The organism is Litorivivens lipolytica, from assembly GCF_014191715.1.
GTDB lineage: Bacteria > Pseudomonadota > Gammaproteobacteria > Pseudomonadales > Spongiibacteraceae > Litorivivens > Litorivivens lipolytica.
In genome coordinates, this window is sequence record NZ_JACHWY010000001.1 from 1,791,691 (window position 1) to 1,816,424 (window position 24,734).

At 50.7% G+C, this 24,734-nt stretch carries 14 protein-coding genes; 13 read left to right on the forward strand and 1 reads right to left on the reverse strand.

Features of this window, described 5'->3' with window-relative positions; genetic code table 11:
• The first annotated feature begins 100 nt into the window (after positions 1 to 100).
• The gene (groES, locus tag FHR99_RS08310; protein ID WP_183410034.1) at positions 101 to 415 is read left to right on the forward strand and encodes a co-chaperone GroES; all 315 of its coding nucleotides are present in this window, start codon (positions 101 to 103) and stop codon (positions 413 to 415) included.
• On the forward strand, positions 412 to 2,046 hold the full coding sequence (groL, locus tag FHR99_RS08315; RefSeq protein ID WP_183410035.1) for a chaperonin GroEL: 1,635 nt from the start codon (positions 412 to 414) through the stop codon (positions 2,044 to 2,046). Before groES ends, groL begins: the two co-directional genes overlap by 4 nt.
• 38 nt (positions 2,047 to 2,084) lie before the next feature.
• On the opposite strand, the gene FHR99_RS08320 is transcribed toward groL, so the two are convergent.
• A complete protein-coding gene (locus FHR99_RS08320; RefSeq protein ID WP_183410036.1) occupies positions 2,085 to 3,581 on the reverse strand; it encodes a flavin-containing monooxygenase in 1,497 nt (498 codons plus the stop codon).
• A gap of 184 nt (positions 3,582 to 3,765) precedes the next feature.
• Between FHR99_RS08320 and FHR99_RS08325 the strand changes: the two genes are divergently transcribed.
• The 11 genes from FHR99_RS08325 to FHR99_RS08375 all read left to right on the forward strand — a co-directional run bounded on the left by FHR99_RS08325 (position 3,766) and on the right by FHR99_RS08375 (position 24,703).
• The gene (locus FHR99_RS08325) at positions 3,766 to 5,895 is read left to right on the forward strand and encodes an AsmA family protein (RefSeq protein WP_183410037.1); all 2,130 of its coding nucleotides are present in this window, start codon (positions 3,766 to 3,768) and stop codon (positions 5,893 to 5,895) included.
• Positions 5,896 to 6,084: 189 nt separating this feature from the next.
• Complete coding sequence (locus tag FHR99_RS08330; protein ID WP_183410038.1) at positions 6,085 to 7,272, forward strand: aspartate aminotransferase family protein; 1,188 nt, start codon at positions 6,085 to 6,087, stop codon at positions 7,270 to 7,272.
• Between the two features lie 30 nt (positions 7,273 to 7,302).
• Entirely contained in the window at positions 7,303 to 8,217 is a 915-nt protein-coding gene (gene argF, locus FHR99_RS08335) for an ornithine carbamoyltransferase (RefSeq protein ID WP_183410039.1), read from the forward strand.
• 104 nt (positions 8,218 to 8,321) lie between these two features.
• On the forward strand, positions 8,322 to 9,386 hold the full coding sequence (locus FHR99_RS08340) for an ABC transporter ATP-binding protein (RefSeq protein ID WP_183410040.1): 1,065 nt from the start codon (positions 8,322 to 8,324) through the stop codon (positions 9,384 to 9,386).
• A gap of 423 nt (positions 9,387 to 9,809) precedes the next feature.
• The gene (locus FHR99_RS08345; protein WP_183410041.1) at positions 9,810 to 12,674 is read left to right on the forward strand and encodes a ribonucleoside-diphosphate reductase subunit alpha; all 2,865 of its coding nucleotides are present in this window, start codon (positions 9,810 to 9,812) and stop codon (positions 12,672 to 12,674) included.
• A 147-nt stretch (positions 12,675 to 12,821) separates the two neighbouring features.
• Positions 12,822 to 14,153: a ribonucleotide-diphosphate reductase subunit beta gene (locus tag FHR99_RS08350; RefSeq protein WP_183410042.1), complete on the forward strand. Its 1,332-nt coding sequence runs from the start codon at positions 12,822 to 12,824 to the stop codon at positions 14,151 to 14,153.
• Positions 14,154 to 14,635: 482 nt separating this feature from the next.
• On the forward strand, positions 14,636 to 16,252 hold the full coding sequence (gene dptF, locus FHR99_RS08355; protein WP_183410043.1) for a DNA phosphorothioation-dependent restriction protein DptF: 1,617 nt from the start codon (positions 14,636 to 14,638) through the stop codon (positions 16,250 to 16,252).
• Positions 16,249 to 17,634, forward strand: coding sequence for a DNA phosphorothioation-dependent restriction protein DptG (dptG, locus tag FHR99_RS08360; protein ID WP_183410044.1), 1,386 nt, complete (start codon positions 16,249 to 16,251; stop codon positions 17,632 to 17,634). Before dptF ends, dptG begins: the two co-directional genes overlap by 4 nt.
• Complete coding sequence (gene dptH, locus FHR99_RS08365; protein ID WP_246386643.1) at positions 17,606 to 22,771, forward strand: DNA phosphorothioation-dependent restriction protein DptH; 5,166 nt, start codon at positions 17,606 to 17,608, stop codon at positions 22,769 to 22,771. The genes dptG and dptH overlap by 29 nt, the downstream gene beginning before the upstream one ends.
• 4 nt (positions 22,772 to 22,775) lie before the next feature.
• A complete protein-coding gene (locus FHR99_RS08370) occupies positions 22,776 to 23,525 on the forward strand; it encodes a hypothetical protein (protein WP_183410045.1) in 750 nt (249 codons plus the stop codon).
• Positions 23,522 to 24,703 (forward strand): DGQHR domain-containing protein, encoded by a 1,182-nt coding sequence (locus tag FHR99_RS08375; RefSeq protein ID WP_183410046.1) that lies wholly within the window; start codon positions 23,522 to 23,524, stop codon positions 24,701 to 24,703. The genes FHR99_RS08370 and FHR99_RS08375 overlap by 4 nt, the downstream gene beginning before the upstream one ends.
• Positions 24,704 to 24,734 lie beyond the last annotated feature (31 nt).

Below are 24,734 nucleotides of genomic sequence, written 5' to 3' on the forward strand. Positions count from 1 at the left end.
GCTCCCATTTTGGCGCTTGAAAGCTGTGCGACTCATCCCCTGTCGCCCAGCTCCTTCAAACCTAACAATAGTATTGAGACGTGAATTGGAGGAAAACCCAATGAGTATCAAACCGCTCTACGATCGGGTGGTTGTCAAACGCCTCGCGGCGGAAACCACAACCAAAGGTGGCATCGTGATCCCGGACAAGGCCGCGGAGAAGTCCACTCAGGGTGAAGTGGTCGCGGTAGGCGATGGTGCGCTGCTGAACAACGGAGAGTTGCGCGCCCTGTCGGTGAAAGCCGGCGACCGGGTGTTGTTTGGTCAGTACGCTGGCTCCGAAGTCAAAATCGATGGCGAAGACTACCTGATCATCAAGGAATCTGAAATTTTTGCCGTGGTTGAACAGACTGAAATTCAGGAGAAAGCAGCATGAGTGCCAAGACCGTAAAATTTTCCAACGACGCCCGTGAGCGTATGTTGGCAGGGGTAAATATTCTGGCAGATGCCGTGAAAGTAACCCTGGGCCCGAAAGGCCGCAATGTTGTCCTCGACAAGAGCTTCGGCGCGCCCCGCGTGACCAAGGACGGCGTCTCGGTAGCCAAGGAAATCGAACTGAAGGACAAGTTCGAAAACATGGGCGCCCAGATGGTGAAGGAAGTGGCCTCCAAAACCGCCGACGTGGCTGGTGACGGCACCACCACGGCAACCGTTCTGGCGCAAGCGCTGGTGCGTGAAGGTCACAAGGCCATTGCCGCCGGCATGAACCCGATGGACCTCAAGCGGGGTATCGACTCAGCCGTTCAGGCCGCCACCGAAAAACTGGGCAAGCTGTCCAAGCCCTGTGACGACAACAAGGCCATCGGTCAGGTCGCCACCGTGTCCGCCAACTGGAACACCGACATCGGTCAGATTCTGGCCGAGGCCATGGAAAAAGTTGGCCGCGATGGTGTGGTCACCGTTGAAGAAGGCAAGTCACTGCAGAACGAACTGGAAGTCGTTGAAGGTATGCAGTTTGACCGCGGCTACCTGTCGCCCTACTTCATCAACAATCAGGAGAAGATGCAGGTTGAGCTGGACAACCCCTACATCCTTCTGTTCGACAAGAAGATCAGCAATATCCGCGATCTGCTGCCGACCCTGGAATCCGTTGCCAAGGCCAGCCGTCCGCTGCTGCTGATTGCCGAAGACATCGAAGGTGAGGCTCTGGCCACGCTGGTGGTGAACAACCTGCGCGGCATCCTGAAAGCCGCCGCCGTTAAAGCGCCCGGTTTCGGCGACCGCCGTAAAGCCATGCTGCAGGATATCGCCATCCTGACAGGCGGCACGGTCATTGCGGAAGAGGTAGGCCTGAGCCTGGAAAATGTCGAACTCGAGCAACTTGGCACTGCCAAACGCGTCGTGATCGACAAGGAAAACACCACCATCGTTGACGGTGCTGGTCAGAAGCAGGACATCGAAGCCCGCGTTGCTCAAATTCGCGCGGAAATCGAAAAATCCACCTCTGACTACGACAAGGAAAAACTGCAAGAGCGCGTTGCCAAACTGGCCGGCGGTGTTGCAGTTATCAAAGTCGGCGCGGCCACCGAAGTGGAAATGAAAGAGAAGAAGGATCTGGTCGACGACGCCTTCCACGCCACCCGCGCGGCGGTTGAAGAAGGCATTGTTCCCGGCGGCGGCATCAGCCTGATTCGGGTAGCCGACGAGCTGCGCAAAGACGGCCTGAAGGGCGCCAATGCCGATCAGGATACCGGTATCAAGATTGCGCTGCGCGCGATGGAAGAACCCTTCCGTCAGATCGTGGCCAACGCCGGCGTAGAAGGCAGCGTGGTACTCGACAAGGTTCGCAGCAAGGACAGCGTTAGCTGGGGCTACAACGCCCAGACCGGCGAATACGTCGACATGATTGAGCAGGGCATTATCGACCCCACCAAGGTCACCCGCTCAGCACTGCAGAACGCAGGCTCCATTGCCGGCCTGATTCTCACCACCGAGGCCATGGTGGCCGAACGAACTGAGGACAAGCCGAAAGCCGGTGCCGGCATGCCGGATATGCCTGAGTTCTGATCCATTAGGTCTCTTCATACTATCCCGCAGGGGTCGCTTCAGGCCCCTGCGTTTTCTTCCTCAAGACTCACCAACTCGAAAGCCGAAAAATCCGGTTCCGCCATCGCTTCATAAAACTTTTTCTGAGTCCACGGCCAGGTGGCAGGTACCCCGTTCGCATCCAGATACCAGCTCTGACAGCCGGATCCGAAGATTGTCTTTTTCGCCGCTTCCAAACGCGCCTTATCAAAGGCATCTAACGCGCTCTGCGTGGCGCAGACTTCGGCGCACTCGCCCGACTCCAGTTTCGCAATCAGTTGCTCGATGTAATGCCATTGGTGCTCGGCAATATCAATCAATGAGAAATTACCCACCGGCCCATTCGGCCCGTTGAGCATAAACAGATTGGGGAACTCCGGAATCGAAATCGACAGATAGGCGCGGGGGGTATCGGCCCATACCTCGTTCAGCTCAACACCGTTTCGCCCCACTACATTCATCGGCCGCATAAACTGATCTGCCTTAAAGCCGGTCGCCAGCGCAATCACATCCAGTTCATGCAGGGTGCCATCCTTCAAGCGGACACCTTTTGCCTCGATGCGCTCAATGGCACCGAGCTCAACCTCAACGCTGGGGCGCTGTACGGCCTCGTAAAAGTCCGGGGAGTAGATCAGCCGCTTACAGGCCGCACGATAAGACGGCCGCAATTTTTCCCGCAGCTCCGGATCACGAATACTGTTTTCCAGGTAATCGCGAACAATGGTTTCGATTTCTTCCATTGCCGGTGACTCCGGCTCCACGATGGCATTGGTAAAACGCTCGACGTTGGCCAGATACTCGGGCTCGTTTTGCATGTACTTGAGCAGTTCCGGATCATTGCGAAACGCCGCTTTCTGCTCCTCGCTGAACTCCGGATTTTCCACCGGCATAATCCACTGCGGGGTGCGCTGAAAATGCACCAGCTTTTTCACCCGCTTGGACAGGGCCGACACAATCTGCACCCCGGTCGACCCGGTACCGATCACGCCAATGCGACGATCATCAAGCGGCACGCTGTGGTCCCAGCGCGAGGTATGAAAGATCGCGCCCTCAAAATCCTCAATCCCGTCGATGTCCGGGTAGCGCGGCACGTGCAAGACGCCCGTGGCGGCAATCACCACATCCGCCTCATCGCGCAGCCCGCTTTTCGTTTCGATCTGCCAGCGACCATTTCGGTATTCGCAACTGATGATTTCTTCATTGAAACGAATCAGCTTGTCGATGCCATATTTGCGGGTGGTGCGCTCAAAGTAGTCCTGAATCTCGGCGCCTGGCGGCAGGTAGCGACTCCAGTCCGGGTTCGGCTCGAAGGAATAGGTATAGGAATGCGAGGGCACATCGCAGGTCAGGCCCGGGTAGGTGTTCTCGCGCCAGGTGCCGCCGATGCGATCGGCCTTTTCATAAACCGCCACCTCGCCGTGCCCCGCCTCTCGCAGCTTGATCGCAGCCAGAATGCCCGCCATTCCCGCACCCATCACGACAAAGCGAAGCTCTCGCTGACTCTCCGTTGCACTCATTACCCTTCCTCACTGACAAAGCTTGATGGATACCCATGCTAGGGGTGAGACGCCAGCAGCAATACGTCCACATGGAGTATTTTTTGCGGCAGCAGCCAAAATTGCAGATTTTGCCACGATAGAACCTCGGGACCCTGCAATCGTTTTGCTATATTAGCAGCACATTCTAAAACGGAGAGTTTTCATGCCCGCTGCGCTGCGCTACCTGTTGTTTGCACTTGCCGGCCTGCTGGTGTTGGGCGCTGTCGCCATCGGCGGCATTCTGTTGCTGCTCGACCCGAATGATTACAAACCCCATATTGAAAAAGCCGCCGAAACCCACACCCGCCTCGACCTGCAACTGGATGGCGATATCGGTTGGTCGTTTATTCCCCTCGGCCTCGAACTGAACAAGGTCAGCGCCTCATTAGACGACGCCCCCTTTGTCGAGCTCGACAAACTGGTCGCCCGCGTCAGTCTGCGCTCTCTCATTGCCATGCAGCCTGCCGTGCACCGCTTTGAACTGGCCGGGCTGGAACTCAATCTCGTCAAAGCCGAAGACGGCAGCGGCAACTGGGAAAGAGTAATGCCCGAGGGCAGCGGGCAAGCTGCTACCGAAAAAGCAGCTGAAGAGAAAGCACCAACAGAAAGCTCCGATTCGGGCGAACTCCAGTTCAATGTCAGCGAAGTGGCCATCAGTGATATGCGCCTGCATTACCACGATAAAGTCACTGGCCAGAAAGTGACACTGGATGATTTCGCGCTGAATGCCAGCAACATTAAACCCGGTGCAGCCTTCCCCCTCGATTTGCAGTTTCATCTGGCCACCACCGAGCCGACTCTGGATATCAACACCCAGCTCAGCACCCGCCTGACGCTAGGCGAGGCCTTTCAACAATTTTTGCTGCAGGAACTGAACGGTACGATAAAGCTGCAAGGCGAACCCACCAATAACCAGCCGGTAGAACTGGCCCTGAGCGGCAAGGTTGATGCCAGCCTTGCCGACAGTCGAATTCAGCTCGCCCCATTGAATGTCAGCGTCAACCAGATGCAGCTCAGCACCCAACTGGATGTAAAGCAGTTTGATACCACCCCGCAACTCTCCGGCAACCTGAACATTGCCGAGTTCTCTGCGCGCAAGCTGCTCACCCAGCTCGGCATCAGTCTGCCCCCCATGCAGGACAGCACCACGCTGGAGAAAGTCGCGCTGGATGCCACCCTCGGCGGCAAGCCCGGACAGATCACCATCAAGCCGCTCACGCTGCAATTGGATAGCAGCAAACTCAGCGGCGAAGTGCGTTACACCCTCGACAGCGGCGCCCTGTTTAGCCGCCTGAATCTCAATGCCCTGAACGCAGACCGCTACCTGCCACCGCAGACAGAAACCACCGCTGAAGCAGAAAGCACTCCTGAAGCGCCCACAGCAGCGGAAACCGACCTGCTGCCACTGGAAACCCTGCGCGGACTGAACCTGGATATCGGGCTGACCGCCGGTGAGCTGATCGCCAATCAGATTGCGATCAAACAACTGAAGCTGCAGGCCACCGCCGCCAAAGGCATGATCAAGATAAGCCCCCTCAGTGGCCAGCTGTATGAAGGCGCGTTTAACGCCAATGCCACCATTGATGGCAGCAGCGATAATCCGCGCTGGCAGGTGCAGGCAAACGTCAGTGACGTAAAAACCCTGCCGCTGTTAACCCAGCTCGCCGAGATGCAGCAATTTTCAGGTCGCGCCAATATCAATCTTGACCTGAACACCCGCGGTAATCGCGTGAGCGTGCTGCGCAACAATGCCAAAGGTAAGGCGGACTTTGCGATCGCCGAAGGTCGCCTTGAGGGCACCAGCATGAGCGCCTATGCCTGTCAGGGCATCGCCCTGATGAATAAAGAAACAATCGACACCAGCGCCTGGCCCAAGGTTACCGACTTTGAAAACCTCAGCGGCGCGATCACCATCAACGGCAACTCGATCAAGAATCAGGCTTTAACAGCCCAGCTCAAAGGCATGGCGCTGGAAGGCGAAGGTGACGTCAATATCGACAGCATGGAGCTCGACTACCGCGCTGGCCTGCGCATTCTCGGCAACGTGCACGGAGATCCGGCCTGCCGGGTCAACGAGAAGCTCAAGAACCTGATCATCCCAGTCAAATGCGAGGGCGCATTGGCCGGTGAGGAAGGCCTGCCCTGCAAATTCGACACCGTGCGCTTCCGCGAAACGGTAAAAGACATGGCCAAGGCCGAAGCCAAACAAAAGGCCAATGAAGAGATCGATCGCGGCAAGGAAAAACTCAAGGAAAAGGCCGCGGAAAAGTTCCAGAAACTGTTCGGCCGCTGATTTGGCAAAGGGCCCGCCAGCCGGGCCCTGCAGCGGAATAATTGCCGCCTTTACCGGGGGCATTGCCAGCCCCCATTAATGGTTATATGATGATTCGTTCGGTGGGCAGCGGTAGCTGCCCTTTTACGTTTTATCTGCAACATTCTGATCGACCTCTGATCTGGAATTACCAAGGAACTGGGGATAGTCATGACCAATACGGTGATGTCGACCTACAATCGGTTGCCCGTGAGCTTTTCTCACGGCAAGGGAGTCTGGCTCGTAGACGAGCAGGACAAGCGCTATCTGGATGCCATCAGCGGCATCGGTGTAAACGCACTGGGCCACGCCCACCCCGAACTGACACGCCGCATTCAGGATCAGGCCGGACAACTGCTGCACACCTCCAACCTGTACGGCGTAAAAAACCAACAGGCGTTGGCAGATCAACTCTGCGCCCTGTCCGGCATGGACAACGCCTTCTTCTGTAATTCCGGTGCCGAAGGTAACGAGGCCGCCATCAAATTGGCACGCCTGTACGGCCACAAACGCGATATCGACCGACCGACCGTGGTGGTTATGGAAGGTGCCTTTCACGGCAGAACCCTAGCCACCCTGACCGCCTCCGGCAGCCGCAAGGTTCAGGCCGGTTTTGAACCGCTGGTCAATGGCTTTACCCGCGCGCCCTTCGGCGATATCAGCGCACTGGAAAACATTGCCAAGAACAACAGCGACGTCTGCGCCATTCTGCTCGAACCCATTCAGGGTGAAGGCGGTATCAATGTGCTGCCCGACGGCTTTCTCGAACAACTGCGCGCACTCTGCGACAAGCATCAGTGGCTACTGATGCTCGACGAAGTTCAGACCGGCAACGGCCGTACCGGCAAGTTCTTTGCCTACCAGCACAGCACGGTTATGCCCGACGTGGTCGTGACCGCCAAAGGTCTTGGCGGCGGCATGCCCATTGGCGCCTGTCTGGCACGCGGCGAAGCGGCCGAGCTGTTCAAGCCCGGCAATCACGGCACCACCTTTGGCGGCAACCCGCTGGCCTGCGCGGCCGGCCTTGCGGTAGTGGATGCCCTGCAAAACGACAAACTGATAGAAAACGCCCAACAGCGCGGCCAACAACTGGTCGACGGCCTCAACCAGCGACTGGGCAATGTCAAAGGCGTAATCACCGTTCGCGGCAAAGGTTTGATGGTCGGCATTGAACTGGCCGCAGCCTGTGGCGAACTGGTACAGCAGGCACTGGATGCCGGGCTGCTGATTAACGTCACCTCCGAAAAAGTGGTGCGCCTGTTGCCGCCGCTTGTTATCAACCAAGATGAAGTTCAGCAGCTGATCGACACCCTGTGCCCCCTGATTGAAAACTGGGCCGCACAGCGCGACGCTGCCTGATCAACTCCCAAGTTAATAGAAGTCACTACGATGGCCGTTCGGCATTTTTTGAGCTTAATGGATTGCTCACCCAGCGAATTGCAGCAGATTATTCAGCGTGCAATCGAAATGAAAGCCCAGCACAAAGCGCGCACCGCAGAAGCGCGCTTTAACAACTACGTGCTGGGCATGCTGTTTGAGAAAGCCTCCACCCGCACCCGCATTTCCTTTGAGGCCGGCATGGCCCAGATGGGCGGCCACGCCATGTTCCTCGCCCCGGAGCACACACAGCTCGGTCGCGGCGAACCGATTGAAGACAGCGCCCGAGTGATGTCCTCCATGGTCGACATCATCATGATGCGCACCTACGGTCACGACATCATCGAACGCTTTGCGGAGTACTCGTCAGTGCCGGTGATCAACGCCCTGACCGACGACTTTCACCCCTGCCAGTTACTGGCCGATATCCAGACCTACGTGGAGCATCGTGGCAGTATTCAGGGCAAGAAGGTGGCCTGGATCGGCGACGGCAATAACATGTGCCAGAGCTATATCAACGCCGCCATCCAGTTTGATTTTGAACTGGCAATTGCCTGTCCGCGCGGCTTCGAACCGCGCAAGGATCTGGTCGAACAGGCCAAGGATCGCGTCAAGATCACCACCATCCCAAGCAAGGCGGCTCGCGACGCTGACCTACTGGTTACCGACGTATGGGCCTCCATGGGTCAGGAAAAGGAAAAAGCCCAGCGCCGCCGCCAGTTCGCCGGTTTTCAGGTAAACGAAGAGCTGATGGCCCAGGCCAAGAGCGATGCGCTGTACATGCACTGCCTGCCAGCCCATCGCGGCGAGGAAATTTCCGCTGGCCTGATGGACAGCCCCGACACCGTGATCTGGGATGAAGCGGAAAACCGCCTGCACGCGCAAAAGGCGCTGATGGAATTTTTGCTGCTGGAAGCGGCGAACTAAGACATACCCTCACCCCGACCCTCTCCCAGAGGGAGAGGGAGCACTCTTTTAACCCCCTCTCCCCACGGGAGAGGGCTGGGGTGAGGGGACCAGAACGGAAGCCCATGCTCCAAGTCAAAAACATCCAGTGCCAATACGACGGTGAACCCGTTATCGACGATATCTCCTTCCACGTAAACGAAGGCGATATCTGCACCCTGCTCGGCCCCAGTGGCTGCGGCAAAACCACCGCCCTGCGCGCCATCGCCGGCTTTCAGCCGATCGATCAGGGCGAAATCCTGCTCGGCGAGACTACCCTCTCCAAACCCGGTTTCTCACTTGACCCTGAGCTGCGCGAAGTGGGCATGGTCTTTCAGGACTACGCCCTCTTTCCCCACCTCACCGTTAAACAAAACATCTGCTTCGGCTTTCGCAAAACCTCGCGCACCGAGCAGAACCGCATCGTCAGTCAGCTATTGGAGCTGGTGCGCCTGAACGGCGTGGAAGATCGCTACCCCCACGAACTTTCCGGCGGTCAGCAGCAGCGAGTAGCGCTTGCGCGCGCGCTGGCGCCGGCACCGAAACTGCTGTTGCTGGACGAACCCTTTTCCAACCTCGACGCCGAGCTGCGCAAAAGCCTCAGCCTTGAAGTGCGCGACATTCTCAAGGACTACGGCATCAGCGCCATTCTGGTGACTCACGATCAGGAAGAGGCCTTCGCCTTCAGTGACCAGATCGGCCTGCTTTACCACGGTGCCCTGCAGCAGTGGGACACGCCCTTTAATCTCTACCACGAACCCGCCAACCGGCTGGTGGCCGAATTTATTGGTCGCGGCAGCTTTGTACCCGGCACCGTCACAGACCACCACAGCATTCAAACCGAGCTGGGCGACCTGCTCGGCAACCGCGCCTACCCCTGGCCGGAAAATTCCCGGGTAGACGTTTTGCTGCGCCCGGACGATATCGTGCTCAGTGATTTTGAGGGCGTCGAAGCCACCGTAGAGAAAAAGGTCTTCAACGGCGGCGCCACCCTCTACACACTGGCTCTGCCTACCGGCAGCAAGGTGGAAGCCCTGCTTCCCAGCCACCGGGATTTCCCCCTTGGCGAGACCATCGCCATTGAGGCCGATGTGGAACACCTGATCGCCTTTCACCGGGACGAAGAACTGGTAAATTCTCACAAGTCATAACAGTTATACTCGTTATAAGAACATCGTCTTAAAACTAAAATCCCTGTCATGTTGACGCCGCATCGCTGAAAAGCGGCTATTCCGGGCACCTTCAGGTTAGTGCCCACCCATGACCCAACTTATCCACACCTTGTTAACACGCAATCCCCAATATTTAGTGCTTGCGTGAGACCCAAAACAACACTATCTTGTGCTCTTGACTGCTGTGACGCCCAAGGGCGCACCCTCGGTCTCGAAGTCAAAAAAACAAGATCGCGTCATTTCGCAACGAAACTGGGCACGATGCTTTATATTTCTTCGAGGTTCGAAGCAGGCATGCAATCGGATACAGCGGCAAGCGGTACCGTGTATTGAACATTCCAGATGTTGTAGTCGCTACACGCCCAGACACCACATATAGACAGCATAATGTCCGGAGAGACCATGCAGACCCACGTAGAAAGCCAGCAAAGCAGCGCCACCCAGCCCCCGAGCTCGCCCTCAAAAACTGAAATCCAGGCCACCGCCCCTGGCCAACTGCGCGTCATCAAGCGCAACGGCACCGTGGTGCCCTACACGGACGACAAAATCTCCGTGGCCATTACCAAAGCCTTCCTGGCAGTAGAAGGTGGTAATGCAGCAGGCTCCACCCGCATCCATGAAACCGTGGCCAAGCTGACGGCTCAGGTCACCGCGACCTTCAAACGTCGCATGCCCTCCGGCGGCACCATCCATATTGAAGACATTCAGGATCAGGTTGAGCTGGCCCTGATGCGCAGCGGCGAACACAAAGTGGCTCGCGACTACGTGCTGTACCGCGCCGCCCGCGCCGAAGAGCGCAAAAAGGCCCAGCCCGAAGAAAAGGCCCACCCCTCTATCCGCGTCACTCAGGAAGACGGCTCCCTGACCCCGCTGGATCTGGGCCGCCTGGAATTCATCGTGAACGAGGCCTGCGAAGGTCTGGCCGATGTCAGCCCCAAAGCGGTACTGGATGAAGTACTGAAAGGTTTGTACGACGGCGTGGCCGCCCACGAGGTCAACACCTCACTGGTGATTGCTGCCCGCTCGCTGGTTGAGAAAGAACACAACTACAGCTACGTGACCGCCCGCCTGCTGCTGGACAAACTGCGCGCCGAAGCCCTGACTTTCCTAGGCGTAGCCGAGAGCGCCACCCAGCACGACATGATCGAGTACTACCCCAAAGCGCTGGCCGCTTACATTGAAAAAGGCGTTGAACTGGAACTGATTTCTCCCGAGCTGAAAGAATTCGATCTGGCCCGTCTCGGTCAGGCGATCAAGCCCGAGAACGACAACCAGTTCAATTACCTCGGCCTGCAGACCCTGTACGACCGCTATTTTATTCACAGCAACGATGTGCGCATCGAGCTGCCGCAGGTGTTCTTCATGCGCGTCGCGATGGGTCTGGCGACCCGCGAAGACGACAAGAACGCTCGCGCCATCGAGTTCTATGAACTGCTGAGCTCCTTCGATTACATGAGCTCTACCCCGACGCTGTTCAACTCCGGCACCCTGCGTCCGCAGCTTTCCAGCTGCTACCTGACCACCGTGCCCGACGACCTGCACGGCATCTACGGCGCGATTCAGGACAACGCCATGCTGAGCAAGTTTGCTGGCGGTCTGGGCAACGACTGGACGCCGGTGCGCGCGCTGGGCTCCTACATCAAAGGCACCAACGGCAAATCCCAAGGTGTTGTGCCCTTCCTGAAAGTGGTGAACGACACGGCTGTAGCGGTTAACCAGGGCGGCAAGCGCAAGGGCGCCGTGTGTGCCTATCTGGAAACTTGGCACATGGATATCGAGGAATTCCTCGAGCTGCGCAAAAACACCGGTGACGACCGTCGCCGTACCCACGACATGAACAGCGCCAACTGGGTGCCTGATCTGTTTATGAAGCGCGTCTTCACCGACGGCCAGTGGACCCTGTTCTCGCCCAGCGACGTACCCGATCTGCACGATCTGTACGGCACCGCCTTTGAAAAACGCTACGAAGAATACGAAGCGATGGCGGCCAGCGGTCAGCTGAAACACCACAAGAAAGTGAAAGCTGCCGACCTGTGGCGCAAAATGCTGAGCATGCTGTTTGAAACCGGCCACCCGTGGATCACTTTTAAAGATCCCTGCAACCTGCGCAGCCCGCAGCAGCACGCCGGTGTGGTTCACTCGTCCAACCTGTGTACCGAGATCACCCTCAACACCAACAAAGAGGAAATCGCGGTCTGCAACCTGGGCTCCGTAAACTTAGCTCAGCACGTCACTGAAAACGGTCTGGACCACGCCAAGCTGGAGAAAACGATCAACACCGCCGTGCGCATGCTCGACAACGTGATCGACATTAACTACTACTCCGTGCCGCAGGCGCAGAACTCCAACTTCAAGCACCGCCCGGTTGGCCTTGGCATCATGGGCTTCCAGGACGCGCTGTATAAGCAACACATTGCTTACGCGTCTGATAACGCCGTTGAGTTTGCCGACCGCTCCATGGAAGCCGTCAGCTACTTCGCCATCAAAGCCTCCAGCGATCTCGCCGCCGAGCGTGGCCGCTACGCGAGCTACGACGGTTCACTGTGGAGCCAGGGCATTCTGCCTATCGACTCCCTCGACAACCTGATTGCCCAGCGCGGCGAGCAGTTTATTGAAGTAGATCGCACCCAGACGCTGGATTGGCAAGGTCTGCGCAGCAAAGTACTGCAAGACGGTATGCGCAACTCCAACGTAATGGCCATTGCCCCGACCGCAACCATCGCCAACATCACCGGCGTCTCCCAGTCGATCGAGCCCACGTATCAAAACCTGTATGTGAAATCGAACCTGTCTGGCGAATTCACCGTGGTGAACCCCTACCTGGTACGCGACCTGAAAGCGCGCGGCCTGTGGGACAGCGTGATGGTCAACGACCTGAAATACTACGAAGGCTCGGTACAGAAGATCGACCGCATTCCGCAAGATCTGAAAGACATGTACGCCACCGCCTTCGAAGTAGAACCCCGCTGGCTGGTAGACGCCGCCTCGCGCCGTCAAAAGTGGATCGATCAGGCCCAGTCCCTGAACCTCTACATCGCCGGCGCCTCGGGCAAGAAACTCGACATCACCTATCGCATGGCTTGGTTCCGTGGCCTCAAAACCACCTACTACCTCCGTGCACTGGCAGCGTCGACTACTGAGAAATCCACGGTTGATCGCGGCACCATGAACAAGGTGTCGGCACAGGCACCGGAAGCGGCTCCAACCGCCGCCCCGGTACCCGCAGCCTGCTCACTGGATGATCCAGATTGCGAGGCTTGTCAGTAAGCAAAGATGCCGCAGGCGCTGTCTAAAACTACAGCGCTTGCGGCAACGTACAAACACAACCGAACGCGCAGTACCCGTTCAAACCGATAACAACAAAGGTGGGTATCCATGCAGCAAACCAACACAGCAAAGAGCCAAGGAACATCGATGTTAAGCTGGGACGAATACAACACCGACGAAGCACTCGACGCCATCAAAGCCAAGCCGAACACACCGCCTCCGCCGCCTGCTGCTGAGGCTGGGCCGGCATCGGCCGCCCCGCAGCCTTCCGTTCAGGAACCTGCTCCGGCTGCCTACGCGGAAAAGCCCGCAATGCCGGCGGCGGAACCAACCGCCCCCGCAGCAGCAAGCACCACTGACGGCGAAGAAACCATCGCCGACGAAAGCCTCCAAGCCAGAGCCGAGCGCGCCCTTGAGCAGCTCGACGTAGCCGCCGGCCTCGAAGACCTCGACATGGGCGCCGCCCGTATTCAGGTAGACGACAAGCGCGTAATCAACTGCCGCGCCGACGTAAACCAGCTCGTGCCTTTCAAATACGACTGGGCCTGGCAGAAGTACCTCGACGGCTGCGCCAACCACTGGATGCCGCAAGAAGTAAACATGTCGGCCGACATCTCCATGTGGAAAAACCCCGAAGGCCTGACCGAAGACGAACGCCGCATCGTCATGCGCTCACTGGGTTACTTTTCTACCGCCGACTCACTGGTTGCCAACAACCTGGTGCTGGCCGTGTACCGCCACATCACAAACCCCGAGTGCCGCCAGTACCTGTTGCGCCAGTCCTTTGAAGAAGCCATCCACACCCACGCCTACCAATACTGCGTAGAGTCACTGGGCATGGACGAAGGCGAAGTCTTCAACATGTACCGCGAGCTGCCCTCCATCGCCAAAAAAGCGGCCTGGAGCCTCAAACACACCAGCGCCCTGAGTGACCCCACCTTCCAGACCGGCACCCACGAAACGGATCAGGAGCTGCTGCGCAACCTGATCGGCTTCTACTGTGTGACTGAAGGCATCTTCTTCTACTGCGGCTTCACCCAGATCCTCAGCATGGGCCGCCGCAACAAAATGACCGGCGTAGCAGAACAGTTCCAATACATTCTGCGCGACGAATCCATGCACCTGAACTTCGGTATCGACCTGATCAACCAGATCAAACTGGAAAACCCCCACCTCTGGACTCCCCAGTTCCAGCAGGAAGTGGCCCAGATGATCGTGGAAGGCACCCAGCTTGAAATCGAATACGCCCGCGACTCCATGCCGCGCGGTGTACTCGGCATGAACGCCGGTATGATGGAGCAATACCTCCACTTCATCGCCAACCGCCGCCTGGTACAGATCGGCCTGAAAGAACAATTCCCCGGCGCGCAAAACCCCTTCCCGTGGATGAGCGAGATTATGGATTTGCGTAAAGAGAAGAACTTCTTTGAAACGCGCGTAATTGAGTATCAGACGGGTGGTGCGCTTAGCTGGGAATAAGCGGCACCCAGTGTAGGGTGACATTAGAGAGCGCGCTTTTGACACTTCAAAAGCGCCTCCTACCCATATAAATCAAAGAGTTAGCCAATATGCGCCAGGTGAAATGCACCACGGCGGGATAGCCGCACGAATCTAGCAGCGAACGCTTAATTAAACACTGATCATTGAAGAGAAATCTCAAGCGCGGTCATTTACTCTAACAGCGCCAGATAACCAGTTGCGTCAGACCTACTCCACCGCGGCTCGCTGCGGCGCGCATTGAGAACGCGACAGATTCGTCCGCCTCCCCAGCTTGTCTCAACTTATTGCGAATAAACATGTTTTATGATTAAAAGACTAAGGCATCGACTTTCTACACACGACTCCACTAGTTAAGCTATAAATTCGGAAATATAAGCAACACTAAAAATAAAGCCTTTCACACACGCACCATTTTTAATGGCTAGAACCAACAAAATATAAAGAAAATACAAGGTGAATTCATGAATTTAAGAGACGCCTTAGCTGTTTTATCTAAATCATCGCCATACGCCGTTACAACCTCTGGCGAAATCAAAGACCCAGAACTGAAAGCAATAAAAGACTATTTATACGTAGAGACTGACGTCGAAATTGCATTCAAAAAAAAGCTAGATGAACTAAACCCGGGAGAGATCTTATTCCTGTGCGGAAGCAGCGGTGATGGCAAGTCAGAAATACTTACAAGAAACGAAAAAAACTACAGAAACAAAGTAAGTTTTCATTTAGATGCCACACATAGCTTCCATCCAGATGAAAACGCGATAGTGACACTCGACAACGTTTTCTCTGAATGGAAGTCACACTCTCACCCTTTAGTCGTCGGCATAAACATTGGCATGCTTGCCAACTATGAGAGAGAAGGCAACGAGATACATCGCGAAATCAGAATGGCGATGAGATCATTTCTTAACGACGGTATTGAGAAAGTTGAAGGAAAATACCATTTCATCGACTTTGAAAGATTTCCCAAATTCACTTTTTCAGGAGAAAGTATTAGCGCGCCATTCCTTAGCTCGCTAGTACGTCAAGTTGTAGCTGATGATAAAAAAAATAAATTTAGAGAGTACTTTAACAGGGAATACGACGAGCGCCCCACCAGCAACTCGGAAAAGAAAAAATTAATTAGCAATTACTTGATTCTAAGAGACACCGGAGTCCAAAAAGCAATCATCGAGCTTGTTTTAAACGCACGTCTAAAACGAGATCAGTTTATTACCGCGCGAATGATGCTTGATTTCATCTACAGAATTCTTACTGGTGAAAAACACATCTATGACAACATCTTCGAAGGGGGAGAAAACGAGATCCTGCAGGCAATAGCCGAATTCGACCCCATTACAAAACGCACACGCTCATTGGATCAATTTGTCTTAAATAGAACACTAGGACTTCCAGACGACAAGTTCACAACGTATCGAGAAGAAGCCCACCAAAAATTTCTAATCGACAGCAGAGGAAAAGCAAACCCTACCTCTATAGTCCGGCAGCTCTACCTTTTCAGATACACCACTTTTGAAAATAAATATGCAAATAACTTTATAAAAGATTTCGAAAGCGCCGAAGAATCGATATATAGAGAAGCTTGGCATCTGCACAACGACTACGATGGCTCTCAAGACGTGAGAAAAAAGCTCAAAGCATTCTACGACAACACCATTCTTCCAGCCATTAGCGGCTACGCCAATCGAAAAGCTGCCTATTTATCAAAAGACGAATTCTATTTGAGCAGCAAAGGAATATATGACTTTGCATCAGAGGTTGACATAGGCGTCTCATACCAAAAAATAGCACGCGAAAAATTGAAAGAAATCTCTCACTTCAACTTGCACCTCACAATCAATGACACACCAATACACCCAATTCCAGTCAACATGAACTTGATACAAGTCTTCATTGCCATAGTCTCTGGTTACCGACCAAACCGTTTCGACAAAAACAGCATAGTCCTACTTGACGAAATAGTAAGCCATATCACTGAAGTTGCTAATCGCTCGAGATCACTTTTGCTCTTCTTGAACGGGAACCGTCTCGCAAAAATCAAAGAGTCTGACGACGAATTAAAGGTAAGCGGCCTGTGAACTATTTGAAGAAAAATCTGACTGTAGGTGACAATAGAATCACTGGATACTTCCCGGCACGAACTTCCTTACCCAAAGACGGCGACTTTGACTGGGATATTGCAAAAGCATCCATTGTTAAAAACCTGTATAGAAAAAAAATATCAGACAAACTATTCAAGTCTTTTACAGGGTCTATGGAGGAAAAGGAAGAATACGCTATACAAGCTTTTCGAAAAATATGTAGAGAAGACTTTATTGAAGCGCTGGATGATGACGGCCTTTGGAGCCACATCGATGCCATGTTTTTTACGAAAAAAAACTACGAAGGTTTGGCGCCAGAAGCCTTGTTATTCAAACTCACAGCACTAAGCCAAAGCTCCCCGCAGAACCGCTTAGCGGACATGTTCTCCGGAATTATGCGCGGCTTCTGTCTAAAAGACATACCTTCAGAATCAAACAACTTTATAGAAGAAAAAGTCCTAAACAGTTTACGATCTGATGAAATAATGGAGAACATCCAGGACGGATCGAAAACGCTTTCCAGAGGAATAAACGAAAAACCCTACCTGCCTTACATTACAAAATATTTCACACAGGATGTCAGCTTCTTAGCATCCCACCCAAAATATTTTTTAGCACAGCTTGAACCTTTCCTAAAATTCTACGCATACATATATACAGCCCAGTTAGCTTTAAACATAAAAAACTTCAGAGAAGAACCTAGAGCACGGCCTCTGTACTTTATTCTAGACCATGAAACTGCAAGCAAAGAAAGGACAGACCTTGTTACTTACGGTCATCGAGCAGTTCAGGACAATTTGCAGTATATATTCCCGTATCTATCTATGTCCGAAAGCCTGCAAGAACCCAGTAAAGAAAATAATGTGGAGAGAGTTCCATTATGGATATTAGCTAGAAACCTATCTGAAAAGGACACCGAATCACTAATCGAATACGCCGAGAATTTTTCACGAGACCGATATGAAGGCACGGATTTTAAGTTTAAATATGATAAATCAAATAAAGACCCTCACTATTGGCTAGAGTCACTACTACACGAATCCGTCTCACAATTTGGACGAAGAAGAAAGAGGCACGCCGCTAGAGAAAAGTTTATTAAGACCACTGAGAATGAGCTTTGTAGAGATTTCGTAAAGTCGCGAGGACAGATTGGTAACGTTTTGGTACTGAACCAGGACTACATATCACTGATTACGAACATCAGCATTGGGTCTAAGAAAAAACTACGGTTTGGAGAGCTTCTAGAAGAATGGAAAAACCGAGGAATATTTTTCGACAAGCAAAGCCAAAAGGAACTACTCAAGTTTTTTGAGCGCATAGGGAATGTAGAACGAATGAGCGATAGTGGGGATGCTGTTTATGTATTCAAAACAATTTGAAAATTTTGTTGTAGATCACTTTCTTCGCCATTCCGAAAAAAGAATTAAAGCCGGGTACAAGTATCAGTTCAAATCGCCAAACCCAGACAACAGCAAAAAATTATTCAGAGCTTTCACCAGACCAAACCTGAACCCCGGATTCATTGACACTCGCGGAAACAAACTGACTTACATATCGTGCAACCACGTAAAACTAATCCCCGTCGTACACAATGACGGTTCCAAGTTCGGATATACAGAAAATTTTATCTCATATCTTCGCGACCAGGTTTCTGACCAAAACGGGGCATTTGAAGGAACAGCACTTCTAATAATTCATAACAGTCTTCTTGACACATTAATCAATAGCTCCGAAGACCTCTCTTCGAAAGGCGGAATATTTTCACCAGAAAATATTCTAGTTTCATTACGCGCCCTTATCGACGATAAAGATAGCTATGAAGGCCAAGAAGTATCTAAGATCCTGCTGGAATATCAGTTCCAACAGATTATCGAAGATCAAGGGAGCATGTTTGGTTTTGAGGCTCTGCATGATGCAATAACAGATGGCGACATACGCTTCCAGGAAATCGATTTATTCAACGACCCAGCCATATTAAGCATGGGTGATCGGCCGAATCAAATCAGAAAACGCCTTGATGAAAACAAAGCATTACATGAACAAATTGCAAAGGTGGTGCAACACTACCCAGATCAGATAGAAGATTATTTAACTGATTTTAGCAGTGATTTTATCAGCAAACATATTAACTTGGATGAGAATCCAGAGGGCTGGAAGCTTGTACCATTTGACGTTTTTCTCACGGAGAAAGAAAACAACAGAAATCAAGAATTGGAATTGTCAGATATCACATCTGCATCATCCAAAATTACCAAGCGCCAAAGAGGAACAACAGCCTCAGCACAACGCGAAACGCACATCATACTGGAAGTAGACCATGGTATAGAGGAATTTGACCTGGAGCTTGATTTCAGAGGTTCTAGAATCACCAAAGACGAATTGGCCATCTCGACAAAAAGCAGCAGCTGCTTTCACGAGAAACCAGTCGTAACAGGTGGGTCAAAAAATTCGAAAGTTTTAATAACCGGGAAAATTGGCGACAGACCAATATTCTTCAACGCGCTCCTGAAAAGAAAAAAGGCATCAGAGTGTTATAAGTTTCGATGCCTCGTTGTCAGAAAAAATTGGTTCAACATTGATGCAATAGCTAGCAAGTTTCTTCTGAACCCTTCTAAAGACCTTGTGATCCTTCAAACTCAAGAACCAAATCTAATAGTAGGGCTATCTGACGAAAATCAGATTGCCACAACGACTATCAGTAAGGTCGGAGACTCGTACGACGTCACCCAGCACTACAGTCTCGACTTCGAGGAAATTTCTAATGAAGTTGAGCTAATCACCTTTTCGTTATTTCATGGCGACGCTACGTTGAGCTTCGAAGTGGAAGGCGCGGCAGCTACTGAATATATAGATCTTCCTATAATATATAACACCAGCCCGTGCCTAGCTTCGTTTATCAAAGACCATAACGCTCAGTTTAATAATCATAAAAAGAAAGTTTATATCGACAACAAGGAAGTAAAGTTATCGAGCACTCAGATTGAGTTTTGTGAAGTCGAACACAACTGGGTCAAGAACCGGACTCTCTCTCGAAGCTCTGATGGCAGTATAGACACAGTCCAGCTTGGCCTACATTATCCAGCACTATCCAATGCTTACGATAAGCTTTTTGAGTATCTGTCTTCTCAGAACTCAATCCCTTCGCTAGTTAGCTGGGGTGAGGATTATAGAAAGATAGTCAAGAACTTGGTTACCGAGTTCAGAAACTGCGTTGAGAAAATTAATCTAAATGAATTCTTGCTCGACACCGAAAAGTTACTTATCTCTATAGGATTTAGCAATGATAATGCAGAAAATCAGGAGTGGATTTCTCCATTTCATCCATTAGTACTGAATTACTATCTAGAACTCGTTGAGAGAGCACAAAGCGACAATAGCTTTAGCTTTAAACGACTTCCACCAATCACCTTGGAAAGGTTAAATCCGCAGGGCTTATTGCCATATATCTATGATCCGAAACATGAGTTTTCATACGTTCAATCAAGCAAAGACAACTGCTTCTGGCTACGATGCGTTCCCCAGCAAGATAGCGACTATAGCTATATAACAAAACTTGTTAAGGAAAAAATAAGAGAGTTTTCTGAAGCTTTTTCCTGTCTATTTCCAGTTACGCACGGGGACAGTAGACCAACTCTCCTTATAAATTCGGTTAACAACCGCGATAACAGGAGCCTTTTTCTAGGAATCGTTGGCCATTTCAGCTCGAGTATAAAACAGCCGTTTAATATCCACGTAAACATTTACGACGATGATAATATTGAAACTGAATTTGACCAGTTTTCCGAAATGGGGAGCTACGAAGCGATCAAAAACGCATACGGCCTTAACAAAGGCAAGGTTAGAGAGTACGCCGACGCGATTGTAGATGATATGAGAACCCGACTAACCTTTAGTAAATTCAGAAGTGACAAGGAATCAGAATATCAATACAGCCACTTGTGCTTTTTCCGCAACAGGGAGAAGGTCGAACCCATCGAAGTGAATCCAACAGAGAGAGCCAACAGCATTAGCGCGGAAGGACTCATCAATGGGGAAGCCGCACAGCATGATAACGGAAATTATATTACTGGCTTTGGGTGTTCGAAAGCAGATATAGACAAAAACACAGCAGTGTCGCTTGCTGTTACCTATGGCCGCCTTATCAAGCCTGCTCGAAAGTCCACTTCCGCATACAGAGACAGCAGCGCCATCGCCTTAGCGGTTAACGAACGATTTAAATCACAACTCGAAAAATGCTATGAAAGCTCAATTTGGACAACGATAATAGATCCAAAGGTAACTTTAGATTTCTTTCAGCACAGCCAGAATGTCATCCTCATCCATTATTCGGATCAGTACACAACATCCGCTGGATATGACGCGATCACAGTAACCAAACAAATAGATCTTTATCGCAGACTATTAGACCAAGAGGACGGAGGTCTAGTCACAGAGCTTAATGCCTTTAATGGCGAGTGGCTCTTAAAACTTCTAACAGACAATGAAAAGATACGCAAAGAACGCAGAGGCATTTTAGCTGCCTACAAGCTTGTTTCTATACTTCTTAGCAAATCAGATATTACTTGGATACCTATTTCTGTCGCCGAATTGATAAGAGTCTCTGGAAATATTGGCTTGAATATTTCGGAATCCGAATTTTCTCGCAAGCTTAATGGTTACAGCAAGGGAGCCATTTCTGACGATGTATTATTCGTTGGCTTTAAAGATAACAACCTTTACCTACTTCCTCTGGAAGTAAAGACAGGCTCCACATATGACTCTAAAAAAGCAATCCAACAAGCCAATGAGTTAAAACAATACCTATCTTCTATTTTGTCCACGGCTGACCTGGCCGGCAGTTTGAACCGGAGCTTGTTCGTTCGCCAAGTAATTCTTCAGCTGGACAAATATATACTGTACGACGTGTACCCAGAATCTTATCTCTATCCCCTTATCGACAGCAAAGAGAAATGGCTACAGGGCGACTATAAGATCGCCCATCTGAGTGAGTATCCATCGGGGTTTGTCGTTGCCAATCTTGAGAACGATCGATGTTTTTCAACATCCTGCCAAGTAACCGACGGAATTTTGACGCTAGAAATACCTTCCAGCTTTATGAAAGCTACAATTTCAACTCCCTTAAGAGCGCTATGGGAAGATCACTCTAAAACTGCTGCCGCAAATATCCCTGAAAAATATTTCTTACCTAGCAATACAGATAGTATTACCGTATCGATTAGTGACGGCTTCGTCAGCGAAACCGAAGATCCAAGCGACACAAGTCAGCCGGCTCATCAAAACTACGTGAATTCAATCACGCATACTGATGAAGCCAAGAGTGATACAGAAAGAGATACTTCAGCGGAAAGCAACCTCAGAGTCGACAAAATAAACAAAGAAGGAGACACGCTAAAGGTATTAATCGGACATGAATGCAATCATCAATCCCCCGTATTCTGGGAACCTACCAACACCGCAAAGTTCATGAACACCAATTCAGGCATTATTGGCACCATGGGTACGGGAAAGACACAGTGCACGAAATCATTAGTTACCCAATTATACCGAAATCAAAGTTTGAACGTTGATGGCAGCCCCATAGGAATGCTGATCTTTGACTACAAATCCGACTACGTGGACGATCAATTCCAAAACGCCACGAATGGAAAAAAGTATAATCTTCACAAGCTACCATACAACCCTCTAAGCCTGTTTGGCGACACCCCGATGCTGCCTGTGCATACTGCTCGCGGATTCTCAGAGACAATGGGCAAAGCTTTTGGTCTTGGACAAAAGCAACAGCTAAGACTACGAAAGCTGATCGCTGATGCTTATGACCTAGCTGGTATAAGCAAGTCAGACAAGAGCACATGGTCTAAACCAGCACCTACAATCAAGGATGTTTGGACACTCTTTATCGACCAAGAAAAAGTAGAAGAAGACTCCCTATATGCCGCACTAGAAAGCCTTAACGAACTTGAGATCTTTGAAGACGATATATCAAAGTGCATTAGTTTGTATCAACTTATCGATGGCATTCGAGTAATTGAGCTCGCTGGCTATCCACCAGAAATACAGAACTTAGTTGTTGCTCTAACATTAGACCTTTTTTATTCGCAGATGCAAAAGCAAGGAAAACCTACTGTGATAGGTGACTTCCGACAGATAACTAAGATGATTCTTGTAGATGAGGCCGACAACTTTATGTCGCAGGATTTCCCTAGCTTGCGACGGATACTAAAAGAAGGTAGGGAATATGGAGTTGGCGTCATCCTTTCGACTCAAGATATCACTCACTTCAAGACAAAAGAAAATGACTACTCGGTATATATACTCAGCTGGATAGTTCATCGTGTATCGCAAATTAAAGGGCAGGACATAAAAGCTCTTTTTAACAAAGACGACAAGCCTGAACAAGAATCTTTAATGGCAGCTATAAGGGGCCTCGACAAACATTTTAGCTTGTACGTAAATGGGGACAAAAAAATAGTTAAGATCAAAGACAAAGCCTTCTGGGAACTTCTTCAAACAGAATAGAATCATGCCAATGAAAACAAGAAACAATGAAAACCTTCGATTGAAAATTTCAACCTTCATTTCAAAAAGCGGCCTATTCTATTGGATTAATTTGATAAATTACTGTCTATCAGTCATTCGTATTGCATTACGAAATCCAATTTTTGTCTTTTCATTTTTAATCATAATGACTATATCTAGTGCTGGAGTTTGGGCTCCCTACCTGTACGATTTAAACCTCTCCCCAGCATGCGCTTTTGACCAAGAAGCAATTAAAAACACCACAAAAGTTTACCCCAGCTACGAGCCTTCAAAACTTCACAGCAAAGAAGCGGATCATCCCGACATAGAGAAAGCGATGGAGATTGCATGCTTTTACTCTGGCGAAATGGAGAAGAAGTTATTGCAAGGGTTTTCAGTATTTATGTTTTCTCTAGGCATATTAGGCGGAATAGCATTTGATTTTTTTGTTTCTCTAAGAGAGCGAATGGAAGAAGAAGGTGATCAACCCATTGAAAAAGTAAACTTAATTAGAACCAGAGAATTTGCAGGTTTCTTTCTGTGGGTGATGGCAATCCTGCTTTCCTCCTATGGCCTTAAGGAGCCTACTGTAAACAATAACACGGTAATCTTCGGCAGCAGCTTAGCTATCTTTCTTTGGATTTGCGTAAATCACAACAAAGCTCAGTTTAAACATAAGCCACCGGAGCCGAAGAACATCGAAGCTGGCGGTAACGAGGTCAACCATGACCTAACGGGAGAAGGATTGTCATGACGGGGCACTATGAATTTAAAGCCATAAAAGTAAACCAGCCTTTTTCCGATTACTATATATGCAGCATCCCATCACACCTCTTAAAGGAAATTTCTTTTTCATTAAAGGCTGTTAACAATCGTGGCGAAGTACAAGGCGTACAGCGCACTCTGAATCCCAAAAGATTAAAAGAAATAGGATTATTTATAGATAGCGACTCTGCCGCTTTTCCGAATTCAATTATCCTAGGCGCCAACTTCATGCCAAACGGGCGCTATGCCGACCCTGAAAACAAGGTCGAATTCGTCCAAACTGATGACAACGCCTATACAATCAAAGTCCCCAAAGGATCAAAGCTTCTTTCCATAATCGATGGCCAGCATCGCCTATATGGATTCGATCATGCCACCACACAAATGGATCTCTCGTGCTCTATTTACGAAGATTTAGCAATGCCGTATCAGGCATTTCTTTTTTCGACAATTAATTATACGCAAGGAAAGGTGGACAAGAGCCTTGCTTATCAACTCTTCGGATATGAAATAGATAGCAGCGAGCCAATAGAATGGCCTCCCGAAACCTTAGCAGTGCACTTTGTCAGAAAACTAAATCAACGAAAGCCTCTTTTAGGGAGAGTAAAATATAGAACCGCAGACGAAATGCATTTGGATGCCGCCCAAAGGAAGGAACTTCCTCCGTGGCGCTTGTCTACCGCTGCCATCGTCGAAGCGATTTTATCTCTTTTGAGCCGCGACCCCAAACGAGACCGCTATGAAATGAATACAAAAAGCGCGAGCGGAGGAAGCATAGAAGGACGCTCAGTGCTAAAGGACGACAAAGAATACCCATTAAGAAAGTTTTATATTGAAGGAAACGACAAAGCAATAGAGGACGTGCTAAACCTAGCCTTAGAGGCGACAAATGAAATATTTTGGGAAGACAGCCAGCCCGACAATTTCCTAACAAAGACGGTGGGCATTGCGTGTATTTTCAAATATTTGCGACAAGTTCTTCGGGTGCATGGTGCATCTCAGAAAACAATGAAGGAAACATTTCCAGAACTGCTTCGCTCAATTAAAGCAACGGAGGATTTTAACGACTCAAATACATATCCTGCATCAACAAAAGGCCTCTCTGCTGCGCTAAAACGAATGATCGACCTTTCAAACTTGCCCGAGCCTTCAAAAAATAAGACCTAGCTCTACTTCAAGCAGGCCGCCCCAACGGCAT